This is a genomic window from Halostella sp. PRR32 (assembly GCF_034808085.1).
In the GTDB taxonomy this organism is placed as follows: domain Archaea; phylum Halobacteriota; class Halobacteria; order Halobacteriales; family Natronoarchaeaceae; genus Halostella; species Halostella pelagica.
In genome coordinates this window covers 821,709-844,623 of sequence record NZ_JAXHGL010000001.1, presented here as the reverse complement: position 1 = coordinate 844,623, position 22,915 = coordinate 821,709, and the positions used below count along the sequence as shown (strand labels likewise).

The window sequence follows — 22,915 nt, the reverse complement described above, 5'->3', positions numbered from 1 at the left end:
TCCGCGCCCACGAGACCCATCGTCCGAGGCCCAGAACCAGTTTTGCAGTAGTGCCGTAGCCTAAGTACGCGGAGTGCGACTGTACTCGCATGTCGGAACAGGACGGTGCGAGGGGCGTAGAACAGATCGGGACCGTCGTCGTCGACCCCGACGACCTCATCGCGGCGTTCGAGCGCAACCGGGACGACGAGTCCGAACGGCGTCGCCACGGCCTCCGCGTCTCGTCGCCGTTCGAGGGCGAGACGCGCGCCGAGTTGCACGCCATCGACGGCGAAACGTCCGCCCTGCCGGCGGCGGACGCAACGTCGGTCTGTCTGCCTCCCGAGCGGTTCGTCGAGAACTACCGGGGCGATGACCCCGACCGGACGACCGTCAGGATCCCGACCCGGCAGGGGTCGCGAAACGCCGCCCGCCGCGACCACGGCGAGGCCGTCGACGACGAAACCGTCGCGGAGTATCACGAGACGGCGATGGACGTCTGGACGGACTGCATCCACGATTCGCTGCTCGACGCGGTCCGCGTCGACCCGGTTCCCGACGCCGGCGACGCGGTCCGCGTGGACGTTCGGTACGAGAGCGACCGGCCGGACTGATACTGTCGGACGGCGGCCCCAAAGCTGTCGATAGCCGTGTGCCGAATCGCGCCACGACCGTCCGACAGTATGAACCCCCTCGTGCGGCGACTCTCGCGATGCCCTCGCCGGAACTGTTCGAAATCCGGCGATTGATGCTTTTGCCGATGCGCGACGAACGTTCCCGTATGAGCGAACTATGGGACACGCTTCGGGAGGAGTGCGAGGGGCTCGAGCCGGCGAGTGAGCTGGTAACCCCCGTCTCGGACCGGCCGTTCCGGGTCGAGGCCACGTTCGAGAACCAGATCGTCGTCCGGTTTCAGGACAGCGGCGAGGAGCGCTCGCTCCGCCGGCGGCAGTTCGACGACCTCGACGACCGCCTCGACGAGGGGCCGTTATCTCTCGACGACCTCCCGCCCGGCGTCGAGCCGTACGCGACCGTGCTCTCTCTTTCCCCAGAGTACACCTCTGACGGGGAGACGCTCTCCCGGTCGTCCGACGACGCGGTCGGCCGGGAGAGCCCGCATCTCACGCCGCCGGAAGCGGCCCGGACGCCGCACGAGCGCGTCCACGACGACGCCGTGTTGCTCGCCGACATGCTCGACCGACTCGACGCTGACGACCCGGCGGCGCTCGACACCGAGACGTTGACAGACCTGTACGTGCTGCTGTCGGACGTCCAGCGCGGCGCTAACCGGGTTCGAGGAACCGCCAAAGGGCCTCTGCTCGACCGCCTGGGTCCCGACCAGGAACTGCGCGGTCGGTTCGGAACGGTCCGGCGGACCACCCGCGAGCGGCGGCAGCCGAAAGACGACGAGACGGTGCTCGACGCGCTCGACGAACACGACATCCCGCACGACTGGGTGCTCGGAGTCGACCCCGACAAGCTAGACCTCGTGCTCGCGGTCACCGACGTGACCGAAGACGAGGTGTACGACGTCGAGGAGCAGGTGTACGTCCAGAAGACGGGCGTCGACGAGAGCGAGAAGTATTCGCGGCTCCAGGGGCTAGCGGACCGGATCGACGAGATCGACGGGCACGAGGACCTCCACGACGACCTCGTCGATCTGGAGCGCCGGATCGACGACGCGCTCTCGGCCGGGTGATGGAGCGCCGGCAACTCGCCGAAACACCTACCGCGCGTCCTGAACCGCCTGCACCATCGCCTCCGCGTTCGCGGCGATCATATCGAAGTCCTCGTTCGCGACGGCCTCGTCGTCGACGAGCGACCCGCCGGCACCGACGCACTCGGCTCCGGCCTCGATGAAGTCGCCGGCGTTGTCCGGGCCGATTCCGCCGGTCGGCATGATCGGGATCTGGCCGAGCGGACCCTTGATGCTGGCGAGGAAATCAGGGCCGAGACAGGAGGCGGGAAACAGCTTCACCATGTCAGCACCGGCCTGGTACGCCTCGACGGCTTCGGTGGGCGTGGCGACGCCGGGGGCGACGGGCACGCCGTACCGGTTGCACGTCTCGACTACTTCCGCGTGAAAGCTGGGCGAGACGACGAACTCCGCGCCGGCGAGGATGGCGGCCCGAGCCGTCTCCTCGTCCAGTACGGTGCCGGCACCGACGATGACATCGGTGTCGTCGAGCGCGTCGCCGACCTCCTCGATGAGGCTCATGACGCCGGGCGTGTCGGCGGTCAGTTCGAGCGCCGTGACGCCGCCCTCGGCGAGCGCTTCGGCGATGTCGACGGTCACGTCCGCGTCGGCACCGCGTAGTACAGCGACGACGCCGCTCTCTCGCATCCGCTGGAGCGTCTCCTGCTTGCTCATATCCGTGGTCCGACCGCCGCCCCCTTGTAACTACTCGTCACCGCAAACTGCCGCCCCCGAACCGGTTCCAGACCCGGGTCCCGCAGCGACTTACTCCCGTTTCACGCCGGGGTTGCTCACTGCGCCGTTGGCCGCCGACCCCATCGCGAGACCGTACTTGGCGAGGACGCCGGAGACGTAGGAGGGCTCGGGGTCGTCGCGGTCGTCGAGGCGACCCTCGATCTCATCGTCCGAGAGGTCGACCGCGAGCGTCCGGTCCGCGACGTCGACGGTCACGTAGTCGCCGTCTTCCAGCGCGCCGATAGGGCCGCCGGAGAACGCCTCCGGGGCGACGTGACCGATCGAGAGTCCGCGAGTTGCGCCGGAGAACCGGCCGTCTGTGATGAGCGCGACGTCTTCGGCGTGGTCCTGGCCCGCGACCGCGGAGGTGACGCCGAGCATCTCGCGCATGCCGGGACCGCCCTGGGGACCCTCGTTCCGGATCACGATGACGTCTCCGGACTCGACGTTGCCCTCTTGAACGTACTTCATCGCGTTCTCCTCGGTCTCGAAGACGCGGACGGGCCCCTCGTGGTGAAGGTCCTCGGACCCGGTTACCTTGAGGACGGCACCGTCGGGTGCGAGGTTGCCCGTCAGGATGCGGATCGCCCCCTGCTCGTTTTTCGGTTCATCGACGGTGTAGAGGTAGTCCTCGTCCAATTCCTCGATCGACGGCGGGTCGAGGCGTTCGAGCTCCGCCGCTATCGTATCGCCCGTGACCGTCAGCGCGTCGCCGTGAAGCAGGTCGGCCTCGTAGAGCGCGTTCAGGACGACCGGGACGCCCCCGACCTCGTGGAGGTCGTTCATCACCTTCTCGCCGCCGGGCTGGAGGTCGGCGATCTTCGGGGTCCGTCGGCTGATCTCGTCGAACTCCTCGATCGAGAGGTCGACGCCGGCCTCGGCCGCGAGCGCGAGCAGGTGGAGAACGGCGTTCGTCGATCCGCCGACTGCGACCTGCAACGCGATAGCGTTCTCGAAGGATTCCTTCGAGAGGAAATCCGAGGGTTTGCGCTGCTCCTGGACGACTTCGACGGCGAGTTCGCCGCTTTCCCGTGCCACGTCGTATCGCGCGTCGTCCTCGGCGGGCGGGCTCGCGCTGCCAAGCGGTGCGAACCCGAGCGCCTCGGAGATCGAGGCCATCGTGTTCGCGGTGAACATCCCGCCGCAAGAGCCCGCGCCGGGACAGGCCTGGCGCTCTAGGGTGTCGAGTTCGTCCTCGGACATGTCGCCCTCGGCGAACGCGCCGACGCCCTCGAAGACGTTCTGGATCGTCACCTCGCGCCCGTCGTGCTCGCCGGGCATGATCGAACCGCCGTAGAGGAACACGCTCGGCAGGTCCGTCCGGATGGCGGCCATCATCATCCCGGGCATGTTCTTGTCGCAGCCGCCGATGGTGACCAGACCGTCCATACGCTCGCCGAACGAGACCAGTTCGACGGAGTCGGCGATGACTTCCCGGGAGATAAGTGAGGCCTTCATCCCCTCCGTTCCCATCGAGATCGCGTCGGAGATGGTGATGGTTCCGAACTCGATCGGCATGCCGCCGGACTCGTCGATGCCGTCGTAGGCCGACTGGGCCACGTCGTCCAGATGAACGTTACAGGGCGTGATGTCCGCGGCGGGGTTGGCGACGCCGATCATCGGCGACGTGAGGTCCTCGTCGTCGTAGCCCATCGCCCGGAACATGGCGCGATGCGGGGCTCGTTCGGCCCCTTCGGTGACTTCGCTGCTGCGCAGGTCGTCGTCTTTCTCCCTGCGCGGCTCTGACTGCTGGCTCATACACGGTGAACGAATCGGGACGCCTTAAGACAACTGGACGGACACAAGCGTTGCTGGCGTCCGAACGTGTGCGCCGGAACAGGGAGGTACCCCGCTGCCGGCCTCAATACATCGCGACCGTTGCCCCGCTGAACAGCACCCAGACGTCGCGACGAATGCGCTACTATAGTTGCCAGGGCCGAAACCGAAAACCCCCTTCACCCCGTAGCGCCGGTAATGGCGACTGTCGAGACGGCGGCGCGTCTTCACTTCGGGTTCCAGAACCTCTCGCTCGCTCACGAGCGACTGTACGGGAGCCTCGGCGTATCGCTCGCGGCCCCCCGACTCCAGGTCGAGGCGGACCCGGCGGAGACGGTCGCGGCGGACCACGAGGCGGCCCGCGAGTACGCTCGCCGTGCGACGGACGTGCTCGACGTTCCCGGCGCGACTGTGTCGGTGACGGAGGCGCTCCCCAGACACATTGGCCTCGGGAGCGGCACGCAACTCGCACTGGCAGTGTACGCCGCCGTCGCTCGGGCGTACGGGACCGATCCAGACGTTCGGACGGCCGCGCCGGCGCTGGGCCGCGGCGGCCGGAGCGGCGTCGGCATCGCCGGATTCGAACGCGGCGGCTTTCTCGTCGACGCCGGCCACCCGACCGGACGGTTCACGACTGACCGCCCCGCCGACGGCGAGTGGCAGGTCCCCGCCGTCGTGGCGCGGCACGAACTCCCCGACGACTGGCGGTTCGTCGTCGCCGTCCCCGACGCCGATCCGGGCCGGAGCGGCGACGAGGAAGAGGCGAGCATGCGCTCGGTGATCGAGCGGGCGGACCCCGCCATCGCCGACAGGATAAGCGGCGTCGTCTCGCGGCGACTCCTCCCCGCGGCCGCCGGAGGCCGGCGGTCGGCCTTCGGCGACGCGGTCGCGGAGATAGGCCGACTGAACGGTGCCTGGTACGCGGACGCCCAGGGCGGCGTGTTCCGGCCGCCGGTCGGCACCATCGTCGACGAACTGTCGGACTGTCCCGCCGTGACCGGGGCGGGGCAGTCCTCCTGGGGGCCGACGGTGTACGGCCTCACTGATGTCGACGGGGCCGACATGGCGACGGAAGCGGCGCGGGAGGCCCTCGACACTGCGGGCGTGGACGGCGACGTGCTGGTCGCTCCGGTCCGCAACGCTGGCGCGACGGTGCGCGGCGGGGCCGTCGAGAGCGAGTGAGAGCGGGGACCGCAGTGACGGAATGCGACTGTTCGAGGACCGCAACGAGTCGATTCTCAAGCGAGTCGGGACGCTCCGGCTATGCACTTTCGCGACTCCGACAACCGCGACTACGCTGACGCTACCGTGTCGCCACAAAACGTAAGCGAATACGCTGCCACGTGAGGGTATGGACAGGATCCCCTTCGGCATCTCGCGCCTCGACTCGATGATACACGGCGGGGCCCCGCCGGGGAGCGTCGTCCTCCTCGCCGGCGACATCGGCGCGGGTGCCAGGGAGTTCCTCTACACCAGCGCGGCGATAAACACTCTCGTCGAGGCGGACCCGGAACTGTTCGACCTGTACTACGGATCGCTGCACGCAAACTCCGTCGTGCCCAGCGAAGTCCACTACCTTTCTCTCACGAGCGACCAGTCGGCTATCCTCGACGAGATGGCGTTCACCATGGACGAGGACATCGTAGACGCGGTGAGCGACGACATCTCCTTCGCCGACATGTCGCCGGAGTACTTCCAGCTATCACCGGTCCCGACCAACTGGTACGCCCAGCAGACCCAGGACATCGCCGCGCTCGGCGAGCGCCACGACCGGCGCGACGTGTTAGACGCCATGGGCGATTACCTCGACGAGAACGCCTCGGGGAATCTGGTCGTCATCGACTCCGTGACCGACCTCGTCAGCGCGGCCAGCGAGCAGATGGACTGGTCGAGTATCACGCTCCTGATGAAAGGACTGAAGAAGGCATCACAGCAGTGGGGCGGTCTCATCCTCCTGCACGTGAATGTAGAAGCTCTGACAGATACGCAGTTGGGTCGGCTCAACGACGCCGCCGACGGGACGATACGCTTCGAGTGGGAAAGCGGCGGGAGCGAACGCGACCGGACGATGGTCGTCCAGCAGTTCCGCGGCGTTCTCTCCCGGTTAGAGGAGGAAAACATCGTCCGATTCGAGACTGACATCGAGGACGACGGCTTCAACATTAGTAACGTTCGAAAGATACGTTGAAACGAACGGCCGTCCCGGAGGACCTCTCTGATTTGCAATAACCCTTATGAGTCTTGCTACCGAATTCCGCATGAATGTCGAGTGAGGAGTCGGGGGACCTGTCAGTCAGCGTTCCTCGCGAACTGCGGGAGTGGCTTGACCGACAGGCCGACGAACGGGCTCTGAGCCCCGACGACGTGATCCGTCAGTTCATCGAATCGTACTACGCGGTCGACCAGATGGAAAACGGCGACTCTCCGGACGCCGTCGTCGAGGAACTCGTCAACGCGGACGATGGGGTGTCCGACGCCGTCGAGGAGCGACTCGACGAGATCGACGACCGATACATGGATCTCATCGAGGACGTTCGGGAACGCGTCATTCAGGTCAAACGCGAGGCCGACGGGAAAGCGCCCGCTGACCACGACCATCCAGATGTCCTCGACCGTCTGGACGGTCTCGACGCGGAGACCGAGCGTCTCGTCGACGACATCGCGGCGGTCGAAACGCATCTGGAGGACCTCGACGACCGCCTCGACGCCGGGTTTGCGAACTACGAGGATGTTCTGGAGTATCTGACCGACACGACTGACGAACTTCAGGAGCGAACGGACCTGATGGCACGCGCCGTCGTCGACGTTCGGGACGAAGTTCGGCAACTGGCGGGGGAGTCCGAGCGCCGGGCCGAGGCGGAGTCGCTACAGGTCGCGGCTAACCGCCTCGGCGTCCGGACAGCGGACTGCGACCACTGCGGGTCGGAGGTCGACATCGCACTCCTGACTGCACCTGAGTGCCCCCACTGTGCGAACACGTTCAGCGACGTCGAAGGGAAACGCCGCTTCTTCGACTCGGCGACGCTCGTCACCGGCCAGCCGCCGGCCCTGAGCGGGAGCGTCGAACCCGGCCTCGATTCGTCGCTCGACGACATGGTGACGGACGGTGACGGCGTCGGGGAACGCGACGGAACCGGAAGCCTCGGCGTCGACCAGGGTGACCGTTCGTGAGCGAGGACGACGGCCCCCTCTCCGACCTCACGGACCGCATCTCGGACGAGGAGGAGGGGTCCGCGGACCCGTTCGAAGAGACAGCGGCGAAACCGTCTGCCGACGGCGACGAGGGACACGGCGATACTCCGGACAGCGCCGGTAGCGACGGGCCCGACGGTATCGACGGCAACGAGTCTGATCCCGATGCCCCCCTCGGCGACCTCGCGGCCCGCGTCGACGACCGCCGCAGTGACCGAGAGCGCGCGGACAGGAACGAACTGTTCACCGAAGAGCAGGTCGGCGAGATAGACCGCGAGAGCCTCTGGAAGCAGGCAACGTCCGACGACCCGACCGAGACGGTCGATGACGCGGTCGAAGACGTCCGTGAGATATCGAAGCACTCCTACTGTCAGGGTTGCGAGTTCTTCTCCGCGCCGCCAAACGTACACTGCGGCCACGAAGGAACCGAAATACGGGAAATCGTCGACCTCGACCGCTTCCGCGTGGTCAACTGTCCCGTCGTCCGCGAGGACGAACGCCTCGGCAAGATCGGCACCGGAACCGACCGGTAACGCGGGTGTCGTCGGGAGACGGCGGGGATGGACGACAGTCAGTGCGACCTCGGTGGCCAATAGCCCACCTCGCACAGAGCGGACCGTTTTTGCGACCGGAGCGACTACGTCCGACCATGCAGTTCTGCGACGACTGCGGCTCTATGATGAAATCACAGGACGGCGAAATGGTGTGTACGGACTGCGGCGCGTCCGTCGAGCGCGACGAGGACCGCGCGGCCGAGTTCGTCAGCACCGAAAGCCAGACTCACGACGACGTGATAGAGACCGAGGAAGGGTCGAACTTCGAAGGGAAACCGACCGCAGACGACGTGATCTGTGACGATTGCGGCCACACGAAGGCCTGGTACACGATCAAACAGACAGGGTCAGCAGACGAACCGCCGACGCGGTTTTTCAAGTGCCAAGAGTGTGGCAACCGCTGGCGGGACTACAACTAATTCCCACTTGGCACTGCCGTTTTAAGGAGATTTGTCGTTTTGGGAAATGAGTTCTTTCGAGGGGCACATTGTCGGCATTACGAATACACCGAAGACGTGGATACAGACCCGACCAGAGGACTAACCTTCTGTGCGAACCGCGTACCAGTACCAATAGTGTGGCAAACTCTGGCGTGATCATGACTAGCAGTCTGTCACGAACTTCGGTTCAGGACGGTATTTTTCGCCACGTCCCCGAGCGTTTTAGCCCCGGGGGGAGATCTGAAAACTATGCGACTGCACAACAGGGAGGTAAGACAGGACGTCCGGGAACTCGGCGCGTTGCTCGGGGACGTCCTGGCGGACCAGGCCTCCCAATCAGCGTTCGACACGGTAGAGACGATCCGGACGTCCGCGATCGACTACCGGGCCGGCAAGACCGACTCCAGACAACCGCTGTACGACGAACTCGACGGGTTAACGCCCGAACTGGAGAGCGTCGTCGCCCGCGCGTTTACGACGTACTTCGAACTGATCAACCTCGCCGAGGAGCGCGAACGGGTCAGGTCGATTCGGCAGGGATCGCAAGACGGCGATCTAGAGGACAGTCTCGAAGAAGCGGCCGCGGAACTGTCCGAGGCGGACACCGAGACGGTCGAGCAGGTGCTTGCGGACGTACTCATCGAACCGACGTTCACCGCGCACCCGACGGAGGCGCGCCGGAAGACGGTCAAGTCGAAGCTCAGGGAAGTGGCGACTCACCTCGAAACTCTGGACGAACGCATCCTCACGGACAAGGAACGGGGCCAGGTCGAGCGCGACATCGATGCCGAAGTGACCAGCCTCTGGCAGACGCCGCAGGTGCGCAGACGCCGCCCCAGTCCGGAGGACGAGGCGCGAAACGTCCAGTGGTATCTGGAGAACACGCTGTTCGACATCGTCGGCGAGGTGTACGACGAACTCGAAGACGCCTTCGACGACGAGTTCGGCGAACCCATCGACGTGCCGAAACTGTTCGAGTTTCGCTCGTGGGCCGGTAGCGACCGGGACGGGAACCCCTACGTCACGCCGGAGGTCACGACGAACACGCTCGAACGCCAGCGAGCGGTCGTCCTCGAACAGTACCGCGACGCGCTGAAAGAACTCTCCGGCGTTCTCAGCCAGGACGGCAGCCGCATCGAAGTCGGCGAACCGTTCAAGCGATCGCTCGCGGCCGACCGCGACCGCCTGCCCGGCATCGCGGAGGAGGCCGAAACGCGCTACCCCAGCGAGCCATACAGGCAGAAGCTGAAACTGATGCGCGAGCGTCTGAACCGCGTCGGCGACGTTCGCCCCGGCGGCTACACTGATGTCGACGAACTCGAATCCGACCTGGACATGCTCGCGGCGAGCCTCCGGGACAACGCCGCCGATAGCGTGGCCGAGGCCCACGTCGACCCGCTCCGCCGCCGCGTCGATACGTTCGGGTTCAGTCTGGCGAGTCTGGACCTGCGCGACCATCAGGAGAACCACACCGAAGCCGTCGCTGAGGCGCTCGCTCGGCAGCAAATCGACTACGCCGGGATGGACGAACCGGAGCGCGTCGACGTACTGACCGAGTGCATCCTGCAGGACGAACGCGTCATCGACATCGAGGACACACGCGACGTTTCCGACACCGCGGCGCGGGTTCTCGAACGGTTCGACTCCCTCTCGGCGTGGCAAGCGGAGTTCGGCATTCAGGCCATCGACACGTACTGCATCTCGATGACCGATGAGCCGAGCCACGTCCTCGAAGTGTTGTTCCTCGCCGACCAGGCCGACGTCGTCGACCTGCCCGGTCACTGCGGGCTTGATATCGTCCCGCTGCTCGAGACCGAACGCGCGCTCTCGGGCGCTCGGCGGATCATGGGGACCCTGTTCGAGAACGAGGCGTACGCGCAGGCGCTGTCGGCGCGCGACGACACCCAGGAGATCATGCTGGGCTACTCCGACTCGAACAAGGAAAACGGCTTCCTCGCCGCCAACTGGTCGCTCTACAAGAACCAGCGTCACCTCGCGGAGATCTGCGACGACTTCGACGTGACGATGCGACTGTTCCACGGTCGCGGCGGCTCCATCTCACGCGGCGGCGGGCCGATGAACGACGCGCTCCTCGCGCTCCCGAACAACACCATCACCGGCCAGGTCAAGTTCACCGAGCAGGGCGAGGCTATCGCCGAGAAGTACGCCAATCCCCGTATCGCCGAGCGCAACATGGAGCAGATGCTGAACGCCCAGGTCAAGGCGCGCTACCGCGCGATGAACCAGCCCGTCGAGGAGGTGGAGGACGAGTGGGTCGACGCGATGGACACCATGGCCGACGCCGCCCGCGACGAGTACCGCGACCTCCTCGAAACCGACGGCTTCGTGGAGTACTTCGAGCAGGCGACGCCGATCACCGTCATCGAGGACCTGAACCTCGGCTCGCGCCCGGCGTCACGGACGGGCGAGCGCAACGTCGAGGACCTGCGGGCCATCCCGTGGGTGTTTTCGTGGACGCAGTCGCGTTGCATCCTGCCCGGCTGGTACGCGCTGGCGACGGGTATCCAGGCGTATCTCGACAGCGGCGGTAAAGTGGAGACGCTTCAGGAGATGTACGCCGAGTGGCCGTTCTTCCAGACGCGCATCGACAACGCCGCGATGGCGCTCGGCCGCACTGACATGGAGATAGCCGAGGAGTACGCCGACCTCGCCCGCCCGGAACTCAGAGAGCAGTTCTTCCCGCGGGTCAGCGAAGAGTACGAGGCCGCCGTCGATCTGGTCACCGACATCGCGAGCCGCGACCACGCCATCGACCGCGACTGGCTCCGCGAGAGCCTCCGCCGGCGCAACCCGTACGTCGACCCGCTGAACCTGCTCCAGACGCACCTGCTGCGTCAGACTCACCGGACTGAAGAGGAAGAGCGGACACTGCGACTGACCGTCAAAGGGATCGCGGCGGGAATGAAAAACACGGGCTGAGCGGGTGCACGCAGAGCGTTCGCTGAGCGCGTTCTGCGGTAGAACACCCAGTCACCAGAGCGTGTAAATCATCCAGTGGTTTCAAACAGCCATGATGTGAATATATATCCGCTAATGGTCGAGTCGGGAGAGGCCCTAAGTGTATTGATTGCAGTGGAATTCGTCGTACTTACCGCCGTGATACTTCTGGTAGCGCCGTTTGAGGCTGCAGCCCCGCTAGTTCCCCTCTTTCTGATCTTCCTGTTTTTACTCTACAAATACCGCTATTGAATAGTTCGGGCCTGCCGCGGTTTACACCGACTGATCGCTATGTCCGCTTGAGTGAATTCCGTTCTGATACTGGAGCGGTGTAGGTATCATATTCACCTCAGAAGTAATTTATTTATGAAATAGACAGGAACTGTACAGCAGAGTGGTTGAATATTCTACACCTCCGAGGGAGATACGTGGAATATACGAGGACCTCGCTAGAGACGTGTTTGACCGGGAAGAGCAACTTCGGAAAGAACTCCCAATTGAAACGACCGCAGGGATCAGTACTCATTTGAGCGGTGTCGCCGACGACTGGAAAACAGGCCACAAGTCACTTCGCACTCTTCCCGTCTGTAACGTCTTCGCTTGCCAACGTAGTCAGCCCCTCGGAGACCCGCTGAAGCGGCTACTCACCAGCCTCGATGCCAGCGTAAACGTACTGGACGACATCATAGATACCCAAGAACTATCGACCGAAAGTAGGATCGCACTCACCGTAAACGCGGCTTTTTCAGCTACTCTACTAGCTGAGAACTGTCCTCCAGACATACGTAGCGAGGTCTGTTCCCGGCTGCGCAACTACTTCACTGCCCTGTTCCAGATCCCGTTGGTAGAACAGCAGTTGTTTGAATCACTGAGAGATGCAGAGACGAAACAGCAGCGCCAGCGGACCGCGGAGGAGATCTACGCGTACCGCTCTCGGGATATCGACGCGTTTGTTCGCATAGCAGCGGTCGTGTCCGAACTGGACCCGGAATACGAACAGCAACTACTCCGGGATCTCCGCACATACCGGGCGCATCGTCTATTGTTCAAAGATATCTACGATGTCGAACGCGACCTGACAGACGATGATATGACGCCAGTGGTCTATCTCTTACAGCAGTACGACTCGATAGAGTCCGTTGTGGGCACTGTAGAAGGTCTATACCGCAGATTCTCGTACTCGGACAGAGGGAGTCAGCAATACGGGGATATTCTGTGTGAACTGGAGGATCCACCGAGCGACCTTCACTCGTCCCTCCAGGAAAAGAAAAAACTCGTCAGGTAAAGCAGTCCCTCTGACACGAACCCGTATCCAGCAGACGGTTGTGACTGCCATTGCGTTCCAACTTCGGAGATGCCGGGTCAGTGACCGATAGTGAAACACTCGTTTTAGCTTTCTGAAAGCACTTGTTCCGGCACCGTTACCGAGAGAACATGAACCGACGCCGCTATCTCGGGTCCGCCGCGAGCGCTCTCGGAATCGCCGTTGCCGGCTGTCTCGACCAGGCCGGGTCTGCATCCGACGATACCAACGACAGCGACGACGAAACGACGCCCGACGAGACGACGTTCGCGGGCGTCGAAGTCGGCAACGTGCGGGCAACACCGGAACTCGTCGCGATGAACACCCCGGACTCTATCGGGACGTTCGGCGACAGCGACGAGCAGTACGTCGTCGCAACCGTCTCCGCGGAGGGATCGAGTGCGCCCGAGTACGGCGCGTTCGAACTCGACGCCGGCGGGACGACGCACTCACCAGACGAGGACGCTGGCGGCATGAACGGTCACCTGTGGACGTTCGAAAGTCCATATCAGACCAGATTCGGATCGAACGATTCGACCGAGGGATGGATCGCGTTTACGGTGCCGAAACCGCTCGACGGCGAGAGCGCGGCGATCACCTGGCCCGGCGGTGGCCGGTCGCTCGATTCGGACGCCGTCGACTATCTGGCGCGGCCGCCGACCGAGTTCGAGATACGCGAGTTCACCGCCCCTGACTCGGTCGAGGTCGGAGAGGAAGCGACTGTTTCGGGGACGGTCGAGAACGTCGGCGACGTCGACGGGACGTTCGTCGCCGCGAGGAACAGGTCCGGTCCCTGGGTCGCGTACACGCCCGACGGAGCGCTCTCAATCGACGTGCCGGCCGGCGAGACGGCGACGTGGGAACGCAGCCACACGGTAGACGAGCGACATCTGGACCGCGAGGACGGCGACAACCTCTCGATGCGCTTTCACCTCCGATGTCGCAGTGACGACCTGACTCGAAAGGTCAACGTCGAAATATGAGGCGGCGGCGCTTTCTCACAACTGCGGTCGCGGGGGTCGGCGCGGTGGGTGGCTGTCTCGGCCAGTCGGACTCCGAGGCCGCGACGACCGGACCTGCCGGGTCGAGCAACGGAGACGAGTCCCCGGAAGATCAGCGCGAAACCGCCGGTGCCGCCATTGACGACGTGACCGTCGCCCCCGAGATAGTGGTGCTTGACTCGCCTGATTCGATCGGAACGTTCGGCGAACGCGGCGATCAGTTTCTCCTCGCCTCCGCCGCTTCGACGGGCGACGGTTCACCGGACTGCGACGAGTTCGCACTCGAAACAGGTGGTGAAACGTACGGGTCGGTGGACGCGGTCGACGGGAGACGGGTCGCGCAACTCTGGAACGTCGAGGAACGCGGAACGCTGTACGGCGACGACCAAGCGGGATGGCTCCTGTTCCAGTGTCCGAAGCCGCTCGACGCGGACGACGCGGCGATAACCTGGCCCGGCGGCGAGTACGCGCTCGACGACGGAGTGGCCGCGGAACTCGCCCGTCCGACGACGACGTTCGAGGTAGTCGAGTACGGCGGGCCTGAAACGATAGCAGTCGGAGAGGAGATACCGATCACTCTGACCGTGCGCAACACCGGTGACGCCGACGGAACGTTCGTCGGCGGACTCAACATCGCCGGCGGGCGCGTCGCACACGCGCCGGAGACGGCGGTTCGTCTCGAAGTGCCCGCTGGCGAAACAGCGACTTGGAGCTACGAGCATCCCGACGGGGACCACATGTCGTTCATCCTGAACTGGCGCGCTGGCCGACGAACGTACGAAACCGAGGTCGAGACCGAGTAGCCTTTCCCCGCAGGAACCTCACTACCCCCTGTGAGCGCAGACGACCGTGACACCGACGCGAGCGCGGACGGAAAGCCGCGCGTCGAGGTGTACCCGGAACGGGAGGCCGTCGTGGACTTCGACCCGGATCTGACCTTCGAGTGCGTCGACGACTGCACCTGGTGTTGCCAGCATGGCGTCTTGCTGTACGACAAGGACTTTCTGGAACTCGCGGAACGAGAGAACGTCAACCGGGCGACGACGCAGTTCCGCGGCGAGGACTTCGTCCGCCGCGAGGAGAAAGACCGCGACGAACACGTCGCCGAGGACGGCGCGGCCTGTTACTTCCTGCGCGAGGACGGCCTCTGTGCCCTCCACGACGAACACGACTGGAAGCCGGCGCGTTGCTCCGTATTCCCGCTCGCAGTGACCGTCGAGGACGGCGATATCCACGTCGACGTGCGCGACTCCGCGCACGAGCACTGCGAGGGGCTGAACGTGAGCGAGCGGCGCGTGGTCGACGAACTCGACGCCTTCCTCCCGGAGTACCTCTGGGAACTGGACGACCCGGAGTCCGACCGGGAACTGTGAAATTCCATGTGGTCAGTGACGTGACCGGATGCGAGTCGCTCTCCGATTCCGCCCGAAAATATCTCGAAGACGAACCGGACGAGAGCGGCGACTCTAACTGAGCGCGAACCAGGCGAGAAAGACGACGATACCGCCCAGCGCGGTGCTGCCGACGGCGTGCAGGCGCAGGCGGTCTAACAGGTGGTGTGCGTCGTCGCTGACCTGGGCCACCTCGTACACCTCGCCGCCGAGTTCACAGCTCGGCAGGAAGTCCATGGCGACGTGGAGGAACACGCCGGCGGCGAAGCCGAAGACGGCGGCGTTTATCGTCTGATTCGCGGGCAACTGGACCAGCGCCGCGGGGATAGCGGTGATGCCGACGCCGGCGGCCGGCAACAGGAGGACGGAGACGGACCGGCCGTCGCCCGCGAGGCGGCGCGCCGCCGCGTAGCCCGCCGGCCCTTTGTGCGAGACGATTGCGAGGCCGAGCAGCGGGCCGAGTTCCGGCATGTTGCCGTAGATGATGCCGATGATGACGCCCGCCGAGAGGGCGTGGGCAGACAGTTCCAGCGCGGTGTGGTCGAAGCCGAAGTCGGCGTGCGTGAAGCGGTGGCCCACGGTGTGCGCACCGAACCCGGTGAGCAGACCCGCGGCCACGCCGAACCCGCCGATCTTCGGATGCAGGCCGAACGCCTGCGGCAGCAAGAAGACGGCGGCGCTCGTCACCATCGCACCGCTGGCGAGGCCGTAGCCCCAGACCAGCGTCAGCGCCTGTTCCCGGCCTGCGCTACGCGCACCGAACGGGGCCGCCCCGGCCATCGCTACGAACGCAAACCACGAGATACCGATCAGTTTCCACATCTCCGGTGCCCGGTCCGCGGCGATCACTGCGAATCCCGTGAGACTGCAGAGTAGTACGACAGCGAGGAGGCCAACGCCCGAACTCTCCCGCACCGCATTAATAACTCCCTCCTCTTCGTTAATATTCATATAGTAGAACAGCGCGCCTCGACAATAATAAAGACCGCGGTCAGCGCGTCGCCTGTCGCCAGGCCTGCAGGCCTAACACGTCGCCGTCGAGGTCCTCTGCCGGCGCTTCGGTGGCAGCCCAGGCGAACATCGGAGCCACGTCCGCGGGGTCCCGCCCCGACGGCCCGGATAGTTCAGTCGCGACGACGCCCGGGTCGACACAGCCCACGGGAACGTCGAGGTCGGCAGCGAACCCGCGGACGACCGCTTCGGCCCCCGCCTTGGAGACGGCGTAAGAGCCCAGACCGGGGCCGGGGTCGCGGGCGACGGATCCGGTCGTCACGAGAACGCGGGCGTCGTCTGTGAGATACGGGAGGGCTTCGCGAACAGTCGCGAACACGCCGCGCGCGTTGGTTCGGAAGTGGTCATCGAAAGCGGTGTAAGACTCGTCCGGGAGCGGCGTTTCGCCGGGTTCGCCGTGGTAAACGCCGGCGTTCGCGACGACGTAGTCGATGCTACCGCCGAACCGAGCGGCGGTCTCCATCAGCCGTTCGACGTCGAACTCGTCGCGAACGTCGGCACGGATGCCGGTCGCCGACCCGCCCGCATCGGTTATCGACGCGACTGTTTCGTCCACGTCGTCCGCGTCGCGGGCGCAAACGACCACGTTCGCTCCGGCGTCGGCGAACGTTCGTGCGACCGCGCTCCCGATTCCACGAGTCGCGCCGGTCACGACGGCGGTATCGTCGTCCATACCACTCCTACGGACGAATCAAGGGTAAAACCGTCGGGAGGGGAGCGCTTTTTATCATTCCGCCGTTGGGTTCGGTATGGACCCGCTCGCTGGTGAGTCTGTGGTCGTCGTTGGCAGCGGATTCGGCGGCCTGTCGACGGCGTGTTACCTCGCCGACGACGGTGCCGACGTGACGGTGCTAGAGAAAAACGGCCAGTTCGGCGGCCGGGCCAGTCGCCTCGAAGTCGACGGCTTCGAATTCGACATGGGGCCGTCCTGGTATCTCATGCCCGACGTGTTCGAGCGGTTCTTCGGGGCGTTCGGCCGTACGCCGGAGGACTACTACGACCTGGAACATCTCGACCCACATTACCGTATCTTCTTCAAGGACGGAGACACGGTGGATATCCCCGCGACGCTGGCGGAGTCCAAACGGGTGTTCGACTCCTACGAGGACGGTGCCGGAGAGGCGCTGGAGAGCTATCTGACGGAGTCGGAGTACACCTATGACGTGGGGATGGAACATTTCGTCTACGAGGACCGGAGCCGACTGCGGGATTTTCTGGACCGCGACGTCGCGCTCAACGCCGACGGCCTCTCGCTGCTCGGGTCGATGCAGGACCACGTCGAACGCTACTTCGACCACCCGAAACTCCGGCAGATAATGCAGTATTCGCTCGTGTTTCTCGGCGGGTCGCCCACGAACACGCCGGCGCTGTACAATCTGATGAGCCACGTCGATTTCAACCTCGGCGTCTGGTATCCCGAAGGCGGGATCGGCGGCGTCGTCGACGGAATCGTCGAGATGGGTGACGAACTCGGCGTGACGTACCGGGCGAACCAGCCCGTAACGGAGATCAAGGGCCGCCGCGGCGGGTTTCTAGTGGAAACTGAGACGGACGGGTTCACGGCCGACATCGTCGTCAGCAACGCCGACTACGCCTACACGGAACAGGAGCTACTCCCCCCGGAGAAGCGCTCGTACGACGCCGAGTACTGGGACTCCCGGACGTACGCGCCGTCGGCGTTTCTCCTCTATCTCGGCGTGGAGGGTGACGTCGAGGAACTGGCCCACCACTCGCTCGTCCTGCCGACGGACTGGCAGGAGCATTTCGACCAGATATTCGAGACCCCGTCCTGGCCGGACGACCCCGCCTACTACCTCTGTGCGCCGTCGAAGACGGACGACACTGTTGCACCCGACGGACACAGCACCCTGTTCGCGCTCGTTCCGATCGCCTCCGGACTCGACGATGGACCGGAGACGCGCCGGCGGTACCGCGACGTCGTGCTGAGCGACGTGGCAGAGAACACCGGCGTCGACCTCCGGGATCGAATCGTCGTCGAGGAGACGTTCTCGGTCTCGGATTTCGCCGAACGGTACAACAGCACGAAGGGGTCCGCCCTCGGTATCGCTCACACCCTCACCCAGACGGCCGCGTTCCGCCCGTCGCACCGCTCGAAGGAGGTCGACGGCCTCTACTTCACCGGGTCGTACACGAACCCGGGCATCGGCGTCCCGATGTGTCTGATAAGCGGGGACGTGACGGCGGAGAAAGTCGTCGACGACCACGCATGAACCGCAGGCACTACCTGCTGAAACTGTCGCGTCCGCGGTTCTGGCTGTATCTCGCGGGCCCCGTTCTCGTCGGTGTCGCGTACGGTGCGCAGTTCGTCGGCGACCTCGCTACGCCCGTAGCAGTCGCCCTGTTCGCTTACTTTCTCGTGCCTGCGAACGTCTATCTGTACGGCATAAACGACGTGTTCGACGCGGACATCGACGCGGAGAACCCGAAGAAATCGGACAGGGAGGTCCGGTACGGCGGCCAGCGATTCGTCGTCGTCGCCGTGGCGGCGTCCGGCGCGCTGATCGCCGTGCCTGCCGCCGTTGTACCGCCACTTGCGATCCCCTGGCTCGTCGCGTTCCTGTTGCTGGCGACCGAGTACAGCGCGCCGCCGTTGCGGTTCAAGACGACGCCGTTTCTCGACTCGATGTCGAACGGGCTGTACGTCCTGCCGGGTGCGGCCGCGTACGCCGCCGTCGCCGGCGAGCACCCGCCCATGCTCGCGGTCGCGGGCGGGTGGCTCTGGTCGATGGCGATGCACACCTTCTCCGCGATCCCGGACATCGAACCGGACCGGCGTGCGGGAATTCGAACGACTGCGACGGCACTTGGCGAACGGCGGACGTACGCCTACTGCGCCGTCTGCTGGACGCTGGCTGCAGCGGCGTTCGCCGCACTGGACCCGCGGGCGGGCGCACTGCTTGCGGTCTATCCTCTTCTCGTCGTCGCCGTCGCCCGGACGAACGTCGCCGTCGACCGGGCGTACTGGTACTACCCGGCGATAAACGCCGTCGTCGGTGCCGCGCTGACGATGGGCGGCCTGTGGGGGCTGGTCAATGGATAGGGCGGCGGTTCAGCGGCGACTGGACGACCTCGTGCAGAGAAACCGGTTCACCATCGCAGTCGTCTTTCCCGCGGTGGGGGCCGTTCTGTTGCTCGCCAGCGCGGAGGGCCTGGTCCCGCCGCCGCTCGCGTTTCAGCCGACGCTGATCCTCTTCGGAACGCTCGTGATGCGCCTGCCGCTTATCGCCGGCGTGGGGCCGGTCGTCGACCGGCGGGCCGCCGTGGCCGTGCTCGCGCTGACGGCGTACGCGTACGGCATCGAACTCGTCGGCGTCCGAACGGGGTGGCCCTACGGCGAGTTCGAGTACGGCATCGACCTCGGACCGATGGCGTTCGGCGAGGTGCCGGTCGGACTGCCCGTCTTCTTTCTCCCTCTCGTCCTGAACAGCTACCTGCTCGTTTTGCTCCTGCTGGGCGATGCCACGCGCCGGCGAGCGGTCCGCCTGCTCGCCACGCTCGCGACGGTGCTGGTCGTCGACCTCGTGCTGGATCCCGGGGCCGTCGCGCTGGGATTCTGGTCGTACAGCAACGGCGGCGCGTACTACGGCGTGCCGCTTTCGAACTACGCCGGATGGGTGCTGTCGGGGACGGTCGCCGTCGTCTGTTTCGACCTCGCGTTCGACCGCGCGGAACTGCTCGCCCGCCTGCGATCCTGCGAGTTCGCGCTCGACGACCTGGTGAGTTTCGTCGTCCTCTGGGGCGGCGTCAACGCAGTCTACGGGAACTGGGCCTCAGTTGCGCTCTCGGTCTGTCTGTTCGCCGGTCTGTTGCGGACCGACCGGTTCGACTTCGACGTGTGGCGGTCGCAGGGTGACGGATTCCCGGACCGGTGACGGGCCGACAGTACGACCGACGGACGGTCAGGTCCCCCGCGGACACTCATCGCACGGGGACCGGATCCGGCGGATCCACTTCGTACCTGTCGACGTTCGCGTCCGGCAGCGCGCTGACGCGCCGAAACACCTCGACCGGGTCGTGGTCCCACTGCCAATGCCAGCGGGTCCGGGCCGCGAGCCAGAACTTCCGAGCGGTTCCCAGACTCGGCGTCGCGGATAGCACGTCGTAGTCCCGGGCGCGGATCAGGCGATGATGGTCGGCGTACAGCACCGCCGACAGCAGGACGGCAAACTGGCAGTCGCGCGGCAGATACTTGATCCCGGCAACCCCCTGGCGGTAGAGTTGCTCCGTCCGAACGAGTTCGTCCCGCATCACGTCGGCGAACTCGGGCGTGAACTGGAGGTTCTCGACCTGTGTTTCGGTGACGCCGTGACGTTCCAGCGACTCCAGCGGGAGGTAGATGCGGTCCATTTCGACGATGTCTTCCCGGACATCGCGCAGGAAGTTCGTCATCTGGAACGCCTCGCCGAGGGCGACTGCGTGGGGGAGCGCGGTTTCCTCGTCGTCCGTCTCCATTATCGCGGTCATCATCGCCCCGACCGCCGCGGCGGACCCGCGCATGTACGACCTGAGGTCGTCGTACGTCTCGTACCGACTCCTGTCGATGTCGGTCTTCATCGCATCGATGAACGTGTCGATCTCCTCGTCCGGAACGCCGTACTCCACCCGGACGTCCTGAAACGCCGCCAGTACTTCGGATTCGGGGTCCGCCCGACCGAGCGCTTCCGCTCGCAGCGATTCGAGGCGGGCGGCCTGTTCGTCGGTCGGAACGCCCTCCGCGTCGTCGACGACCTCGTCAGCGATACGGAAGAACGCGTAGAGGACGTACGTCGGGTGACGGACCCGCTCTGGGAGGACCCTCGTCGCGAGGTGGAAGGTCTTCCCCGTTCGACGCTGGATCGCCTTGCTCTCGCGGACGCGACGGTCGTCAGCCATTGGCGGATTCAGACGGGCTGACGAGTGTCCCAGTCGGGCTGGTTCGACGATGCATGAATCTTCCATTGCTAAGGATTCATCGATTATAATGATACCCCCTGTAACGACAGGACAAAAGGCGAGTGGAGACCGCGTATGGTCCGGTTACGTGACCGCCGAGAGACGCTCCCCGGAAGGCAACGCGGTCACTGCACGGTCAGTAGAGCTATTGCCATCCGTTCGCCACCACTCCGTATGCTGTATCTAGTCGGAACGGACTCGGTCCACACGAGCGCCGACATCTGTGACTATCTGGAGTCGCGCCTCGACGGCGACGACGTGGTCGGGATCGCAGTCGTCGAGTCCGACGGCGGAACGGCAGAGCGCGACCGGCAGGAGGCGTTAAACGTCCTTCGCGTCCGGCTGAGCGCCGTGGCAACCGTCGGGACGGCGGTCAGAAACGGCACCGTGGCCGAGGAACTACGCGAGGCTATCGCCGAGCGAGACGCCGACGAACTCGTCGTCGGCTCGCGGCGGGGCGGCCCGGGCGCAAACCCCGGACCGGGCGGCTCAGTCGGCGACCTGCTCGCCGACCCGCCGCTCCCGGTCACGGTGGTACCGTGTTCCCCGTAGCGGGCGTCGGACTATCGTAGTCACTGAAACGATTCACACGCTGATCGCATCGCTGTCGCACGATCTGGTGTACATTGACTTTCAGTGACTACTACTTCGGGACCGGTCCTCTTCGTCGCGGTCCTCCCCGAACCGCGCCCTGCGCTGGCTGCCGTGGCCGCGTCGACTGCCGAACTGGTGGTCCCGCTCGCTCCGGCCGCGCTCGCCGCCGAACTGCCGCTCGCCCCCCTGTTCGGGCGATTCCTCGGCCGGAGGGTTCCCGAAGTGGCCGCCGACGCGGCCGGTGAGTCCCTCCTCGCGGTGACTCCCGCGCTGGCTCCCCTGCGACGGGTTGCTGTTGCGACTCTGACTCCGGCGACGGGACCCGTGCTGGCGGTCGGTACCGCTGTCGGTGCGGTCGGCCGACTCAGTTCCGCGGTGGGCGCGGCCGGTCGTCCCGGTGTCGCCGGCGCTGTGACCGCCGAACTCGTGACGGCTAGAGTGGCTGGTGGTGCCCCGGTCGAGCGTCTGCTCGGTCACGCTGCCGTGTCGCTCGCCTTCTGGTATCTGTCCCTGAGTACGCGTCTCACGGTACTCGTTCGGCGTTTCGCCGCCGCCCTGCTGGCGAGCGTCCTGACGGGCGTCTTCTCCCCCCAGCGGGCCGATGTCGCCGAACCCGGCGCGGTCCGTTCGGCCCTCCTCGTCCGTGCCCGCCTGCCGTCGGTTGGTCTGGCGGTCGTTCGCGCCGGTTCCGGCCGACTCTCCGGCGTTCGTGTGCTGGGGCATGTCGCGGTTACGTCTCGCGTAGTCGCCGACCCCGCGGCCGCTTTCGGTCCGGTCACCCCTGTCGCGTCCGCCCGCCTCACGGTCGCGGTTTGTCGTTTCCTCGTCGCTACCGAACAAACTGCTGAGGAAACCGCCGCTGTCGTCGTCAGACTCCTGACTGTCGGAGAGAGTGTCACCGCGGGAACCGCTGAGTTCGCGCGACCGGCGTCCGTACCGCTTGTTCGTGCTTCCGGACCGGGTCTCGCTCCCCCGCTGAGACTGATTCGATCCGCTCCGGCGCTGATCCGTATCGCGCCGGTTCGATCCGCCGTGAGGGTGGTTCGAACCGGCGCGTCGTTGATTCGACTCGCCGCGGTCTGTCGATCCGCTCTCGCCTCGTCGCGACTGTGCCATATCTCTCTCCGCCCAGCCTTCGTGGGACTCGTCGCCCGGCGAGTGGCGGGCCTGGCCGCCGCGGCGGAGGTCGCCGACGTCCTCGTGTTCGTCGGTGACGTCCGCGTGTTCGAAGTGTTCGTTCGGTCCGTACGTGCGTCGCTCGTAGTACTGTTGTTCGTCTTGCATCGTCCCCAATCCCCGGTAGAACGTGCACTCGCGAGCGTCTTAGGCGTA

At 65.4% G+C, this 22,915-nt stretch carries 23 protein-coding genes; 17 read left to right on the top strand and 6 right to left on the bottom strand.

Translation table 11 applies throughout. The features are described from left to right. Nucleotides 1-89: 89 nt before the first annotated feature. Complete coding sequence (locus SM753_RS04460; protein WP_135535795.1) at nucleotides 90-593, top strand: hypothetical protein; 504 nt, start codon at nucleotides 90-92, stop codon at nucleotides 591-593. Nucleotides 594-760: 167 nt separating this feature from the next. Beyond that, on the top strand, nucleotides 761-1,678 hold the full coding sequence (locus SM753_RS04455) for a hypothetical protein (RefSeq protein WP_323190695.1): 918 nt from the start codon (nucleotides 761-763) through the stop codon (nucleotides 1,676-1,678). A gap of 27 nt (nucleotides 1,679-1,705) precedes the next feature. On the opposite strand, the gene SM753_RS04450 is transcribed toward SM753_RS04455, so the two are convergent. Together SM753_RS04450 and ilvD are read right to left on the bottom strand one after the other, a co-directional pair. Next, nucleotides 1,706-2,350, bottom strand: coding sequence for a bifunctional 4-hydroxy-2-oxoglutarate aldolase/2-dehydro-3-deoxy-phosphogluconate aldolase (locus tag SM753_RS04450; RefSeq protein ID WP_323190694.1), 645 nt, complete (start codon nucleotides 2,348-2,350; stop codon nucleotides 1,706-1,708). 90 nt (nucleotides 2,351-2,440) lie between these two features. Then, nucleotides 2,441-4,168, bottom strand: a complete 1,728-nt coding sequence (ilvD, locus tag SM753_RS04445) for a dihydroxy-acid dehydratase (RefSeq protein ID WP_323190693.1) — start codon at nucleotides 4,166-4,168, stop codon at nucleotides 2,441-2,443. A 216-nt stretch (nucleotides 4,169-4,384) separates the two neighbouring features. On the opposite strand from ilvD, the gene SM753_RS04440 reads away from it, so the two are divergent. From SM753_RS04440 to SM753_RS04390, 11 genes are all read left to right on the top strand, one after another. Beyond that, nucleotides 4,385-5,368, top strand: coding sequence for a beta-ribofuranosylaminobenzene 5'-phosphate synthase family protein (locus SM753_RS04440; protein ID WP_323190692.1), 984 nt, complete (start codon nucleotides 4,385-4,387; stop codon nucleotides 5,366-5,368). A 169-nt stretch (nucleotides 5,369-5,537) separates the two neighbouring features. Continuing rightward, nucleotides 5,538-6,374, top strand: a complete 837-nt coding sequence (locus SM753_RS04435; protein WP_138797949.1) for an HTR-like protein — start codon at nucleotides 5,538-5,540, stop codon at nucleotides 6,372-6,374. A gap of 74 nt (nucleotides 6,375-6,448) precedes the next feature. Next, entirely contained in the window at nucleotides 6,449-7,357 is a 909-nt protein-coding gene (locus tag SM753_RS04430) for a hypothetical protein (protein WP_323190691.1), read from the top strand. Then, complete coding sequence (locus tag SM753_RS04425) at nucleotides 7,354-7,911, top strand: hypothetical protein (protein WP_323190690.1); 558 nt, start codon at nucleotides 7,354-7,356, stop codon at nucleotides 7,909-7,911. The genes SM753_RS04430 and SM753_RS04425 overlap by 4 nt, the downstream gene beginning before the upstream one ends. Nucleotides 7,912-8,027: 116 nt before the next feature. After that, entirely contained in the window at nucleotides 8,028-8,351 is a 324-nt protein-coding gene (locus tag SM753_RS04420) for a transcription factor S (protein WP_135535803.1), read from the top strand. Nucleotides 8,352-8,621: 270 nt separating this feature from the next. Then, nucleotides 8,622-11,312 carry a phosphoenolpyruvate carboxylase gene (gene ppc / locus SM753_RS04415; RefSeq protein ID WP_323190689.1) on the top strand — a complete coding sequence of 897 codons (2,691 nt, stop codon included), beginning with the start codon at nucleotides 8,622-8,624 and terminating at the stop codon, nucleotides 11,310-11,312. Between the two features lie 75 nt (nucleotides 11,313-11,387). Further along, a complete protein-coding gene (locus SM753_RS04410; protein ID WP_323190688.1) occupies nucleotides 11,388-11,582 on the top strand; it encodes a hypothetical protein in 195 nt (64 codons plus the stop codon). A gap of 142 nt (nucleotides 11,583-11,724) precedes the next feature. After that, a complete protein-coding gene (locus SM753_RS04405; protein ID WP_323190687.1) occupies nucleotides 11,725-12,615 on the top strand; it encodes a hypothetical protein in 891 nt (296 codons plus the stop codon). A 149-nt stretch (nucleotides 12,616-12,764) separates the two neighbouring features. Next, nucleotides 12,765-13,616, top strand: a complete 852-nt coding sequence (locus tag SM753_RS04400; protein WP_323190686.1) for a hypothetical protein — start codon at nucleotides 12,765-12,767, stop codon at nucleotides 13,614-13,616. Further along, nucleotides 13,613-14,437 carry a hypothetical protein gene (locus SM753_RS04395; RefSeq protein ID WP_323190685.1) on the top strand — a complete coding sequence of 275 codons (825 nt, stop codon included), beginning with the start codon at nucleotides 13,613-13,615 and terminating at the stop codon, nucleotides 14,435-14,437. Before SM753_RS04400 ends, SM753_RS04395 begins: the two co-directional genes overlap by 4 nt. 30 nt (nucleotides 14,438-14,467) lie before the next feature. Continuing rightward, nucleotides 14,468-15,007 carry a hypothetical protein gene (locus tag SM753_RS04390; protein ID WP_135535808.1) on the top strand — a complete coding sequence of 180 codons (540 nt, stop codon included), beginning with the start codon at nucleotides 14,468-14,470 and terminating at the stop codon, nucleotides 15,005-15,007. Nucleotides 15,008-15,100: 93 nt separating this feature from the next. On the opposite strand, the gene SM753_RS04385 is transcribed toward SM753_RS04390, so the two are convergent. Together SM753_RS04385 and SM753_RS04380 are read right to left on the bottom strand one after the other, a co-directional pair. Next, a complete protein-coding gene (locus SM753_RS04385) occupies nucleotides 15,101-15,940 on the bottom strand; it encodes a ZIP family metal transporter (protein ID WP_369335322.1) in 840 nt (279 codons plus the stop codon). 76 nt (nucleotides 15,941-16,016) lie between these two features. After that, a complete protein-coding gene (locus SM753_RS04380; RefSeq protein ID WP_323190683.1) occupies nucleotides 16,017-16,709 on the bottom strand; it encodes an SDR family oxidoreductase in 693 nt (230 codons plus the stop codon). Nucleotides 16,710-16,785: 76 nt separating this feature from the next. On the opposite strand from SM753_RS04380, the gene SM753_RS04375 reads away from it, so the two are divergent. From SM753_RS04375 to cruF, 3 genes are read left to right on the top strand one after another with little or no spacing between them, the layout of a single operon-like run. Beyond that, nucleotides 16,786-18,267, top strand: a complete 1,482-nt coding sequence (locus SM753_RS04375) for a phytoene desaturase family protein (RefSeq protein WP_323190682.1) — start codon at nucleotides 16,786-16,788, stop codon at nucleotides 18,265-18,267. Continuing rightward, complete coding sequence (locus SM753_RS04370) at nucleotides 18,264-19,097, top strand: prenyltransferase (protein WP_323190681.1); 834 nt, start codon at nucleotides 18,264-18,266, stop codon at nucleotides 19,095-19,097. The genes SM753_RS04375 and SM753_RS04370 overlap by 4 nt, the downstream gene beginning before the upstream one ends. Then, a complete protein-coding gene (gene cruF, locus SM753_RS04365; protein WP_323190680.1) occupies nucleotides 19,090-19,929 on the top strand; it encodes a bisanhydrobacterioruberin hydratase in 840 nt (279 codons plus the stop codon). Before SM753_RS04370 ends, cruF begins: the two co-directional genes overlap by 8 nt. 46 nt (nucleotides 19,930-19,975) lie before the next feature. Here the strand turns inward: cruF and SM753_RS04360 are convergent, their stop codons facing one another. Further along, a complete protein-coding gene (locus SM753_RS04360) occupies nucleotides 19,976-20,929 on the bottom strand; it encodes a phytoene/squalene synthase family protein (RefSeq protein ID WP_323190679.1) in 954 nt (317 codons plus the stop codon). Between the two features lie 234 nt (nucleotides 20,930-21,163). On the opposite strand from SM753_RS04360, the gene SM753_RS04355 reads away from it, so the two are divergent. After that, nucleotides 21,164-21,541: a universal stress protein gene (locus SM753_RS04355; RefSeq protein WP_323190678.1), complete on the top strand. Its 378-nt coding sequence runs from the start codon at nucleotides 21,164-21,166 to the stop codon at nucleotides 21,539-21,541. An 81-nt stretch (nucleotides 21,542-21,622) separates the two neighbouring features. Here the strand turns inward: SM753_RS04355 and SM753_RS04350 are convergent, their stop codons facing one another. Beyond that, complete coding sequence (locus tag SM753_RS04350; protein WP_323190677.1) at nucleotides 21,623-22,867, bottom strand: hypothetical protein; 1,245 nt, start codon at nucleotides 22,865-22,867, stop codon at nucleotides 21,623-21,625. Nucleotides 22,868-22,915 lie beyond the last annotated feature (48 nt).

Bases quoted from the DNA above. Each gene is read 5' to 3' on its own strand.
- SM753_RS04460 (WP_135535795.1), top strand. From the start codon at position 90: ATGTCGGAACAGGACGGTGCGAGGGGCGTAGAACAGATCGGGACCGTC.
- SM753_RS04455 (WP_323190695.1), top strand. From the start codon at position 761: ATGAGCGAACTATGGGACACGCTTCGGGAGGAGTGCGAGGGGCTCGAG.
- SM753_RS04450 (WP_323190694.1), bottom strand. From the start codon at position 2,350: ATGAGCAAGCAGGAGACGCTCCAGCGGATGCGAGAGAGCGGCGTCGTC.
- ilvD (WP_323190693.1), bottom strand. From the start codon at position 4,168: ATGAGCCAGCAGTCAGAGCCGCGCAGGGAGAAAGACGACGACCTGCGC.
- SM753_RS04440 (WP_323190692.1), top strand. From the start codon at position 4,385: ATGGCGACTGTCGAGACGGCGGCGCGTCTTCACTTCGGGTTCCAGAAC.
- SM753_RS04435 (WP_138797949.1), top strand. From the start codon at position 5,538: ATGGACAGGATCCCCTTCGGCATCTCGCGCCTCGACTCGATGATACAC.
- SM753_RS04430 (WP_323190691.1), top strand. From the start codon at position 6,449: ATGTCGAGTGAGGAGTCGGGGGACCTGTCAGTCAGCGTTCCTCGCGAA.
- SM753_RS04420 (WP_135535803.1), top strand. From the start codon at position 8,028: ATGCAGTTCTGCGACGACTGCGGCTCTATGATGAAATCACAGGACGGC.
- ppc (WP_323190689.1), top strand. From the start codon at position 8,622: ATGCGACTGCACAACAGGGAGGTAAGACAGGACGTCCGGGAACTCGGC.
- SM753_RS04400 (WP_323190686.1), top strand. From the start codon at position 12,765: ATGAACCGACGCCGCTATCTCGGGTCCGCCGCGAGCGCTCTCGGAATC.
- SM753_RS04395 (WP_323190685.1), top strand. From the start codon at position 13,613: ATGAGGCGGCGGCGCTTTCTCACAACTGCGGTCGCGGGGGTCGGCGCG.
- SM753_RS04380 (WP_323190683.1), bottom strand. From the start codon at position 16,709: ATGGACGACGATACCGCCGTCGTGACCGGCGCGACTCGTGGAATCGGG.
- SM753_RS04375 (WP_323190682.1), top strand. From the start codon at position 16,786: ATGGACCCGCTCGCTGGTGAGTCTGTGGTCGTCGTTGGCAGCGGATTC.
- SM753_RS04370 (WP_323190681.1), top strand. From the start codon at position 18,264: ATGAACCGCAGGCACTACCTGCTGAAACTGTCGCGTCCGCGGTTCTGG.
- cruF (WP_323190680.1), top strand. From the start codon at position 19,090: ATGGATAGGGCGGCGGTTCAGCGGCGACTGGACGACCTCGTGCAGAGA.
- SM753_RS04360 (WP_323190679.1), bottom strand. From the start codon at position 20,929: ATGGCTGACGACCGTCGCGTCCGCGAGAGCAAGGCGATCCAGCGTCGA.
- SM753_RS04355 (WP_323190678.1), top strand. From the start codon at position 21,164: ATGCTGTATCTAGTCGGAACGGACTCGGTCCACACGAGCGCCGACATC.
- SM753_RS04350 (WP_323190677.1), bottom strand. From the start codon at position 22,867: ATGCAAGACGAACAACAGTACTACGAGCGACGCACGTACGGACCGAAC.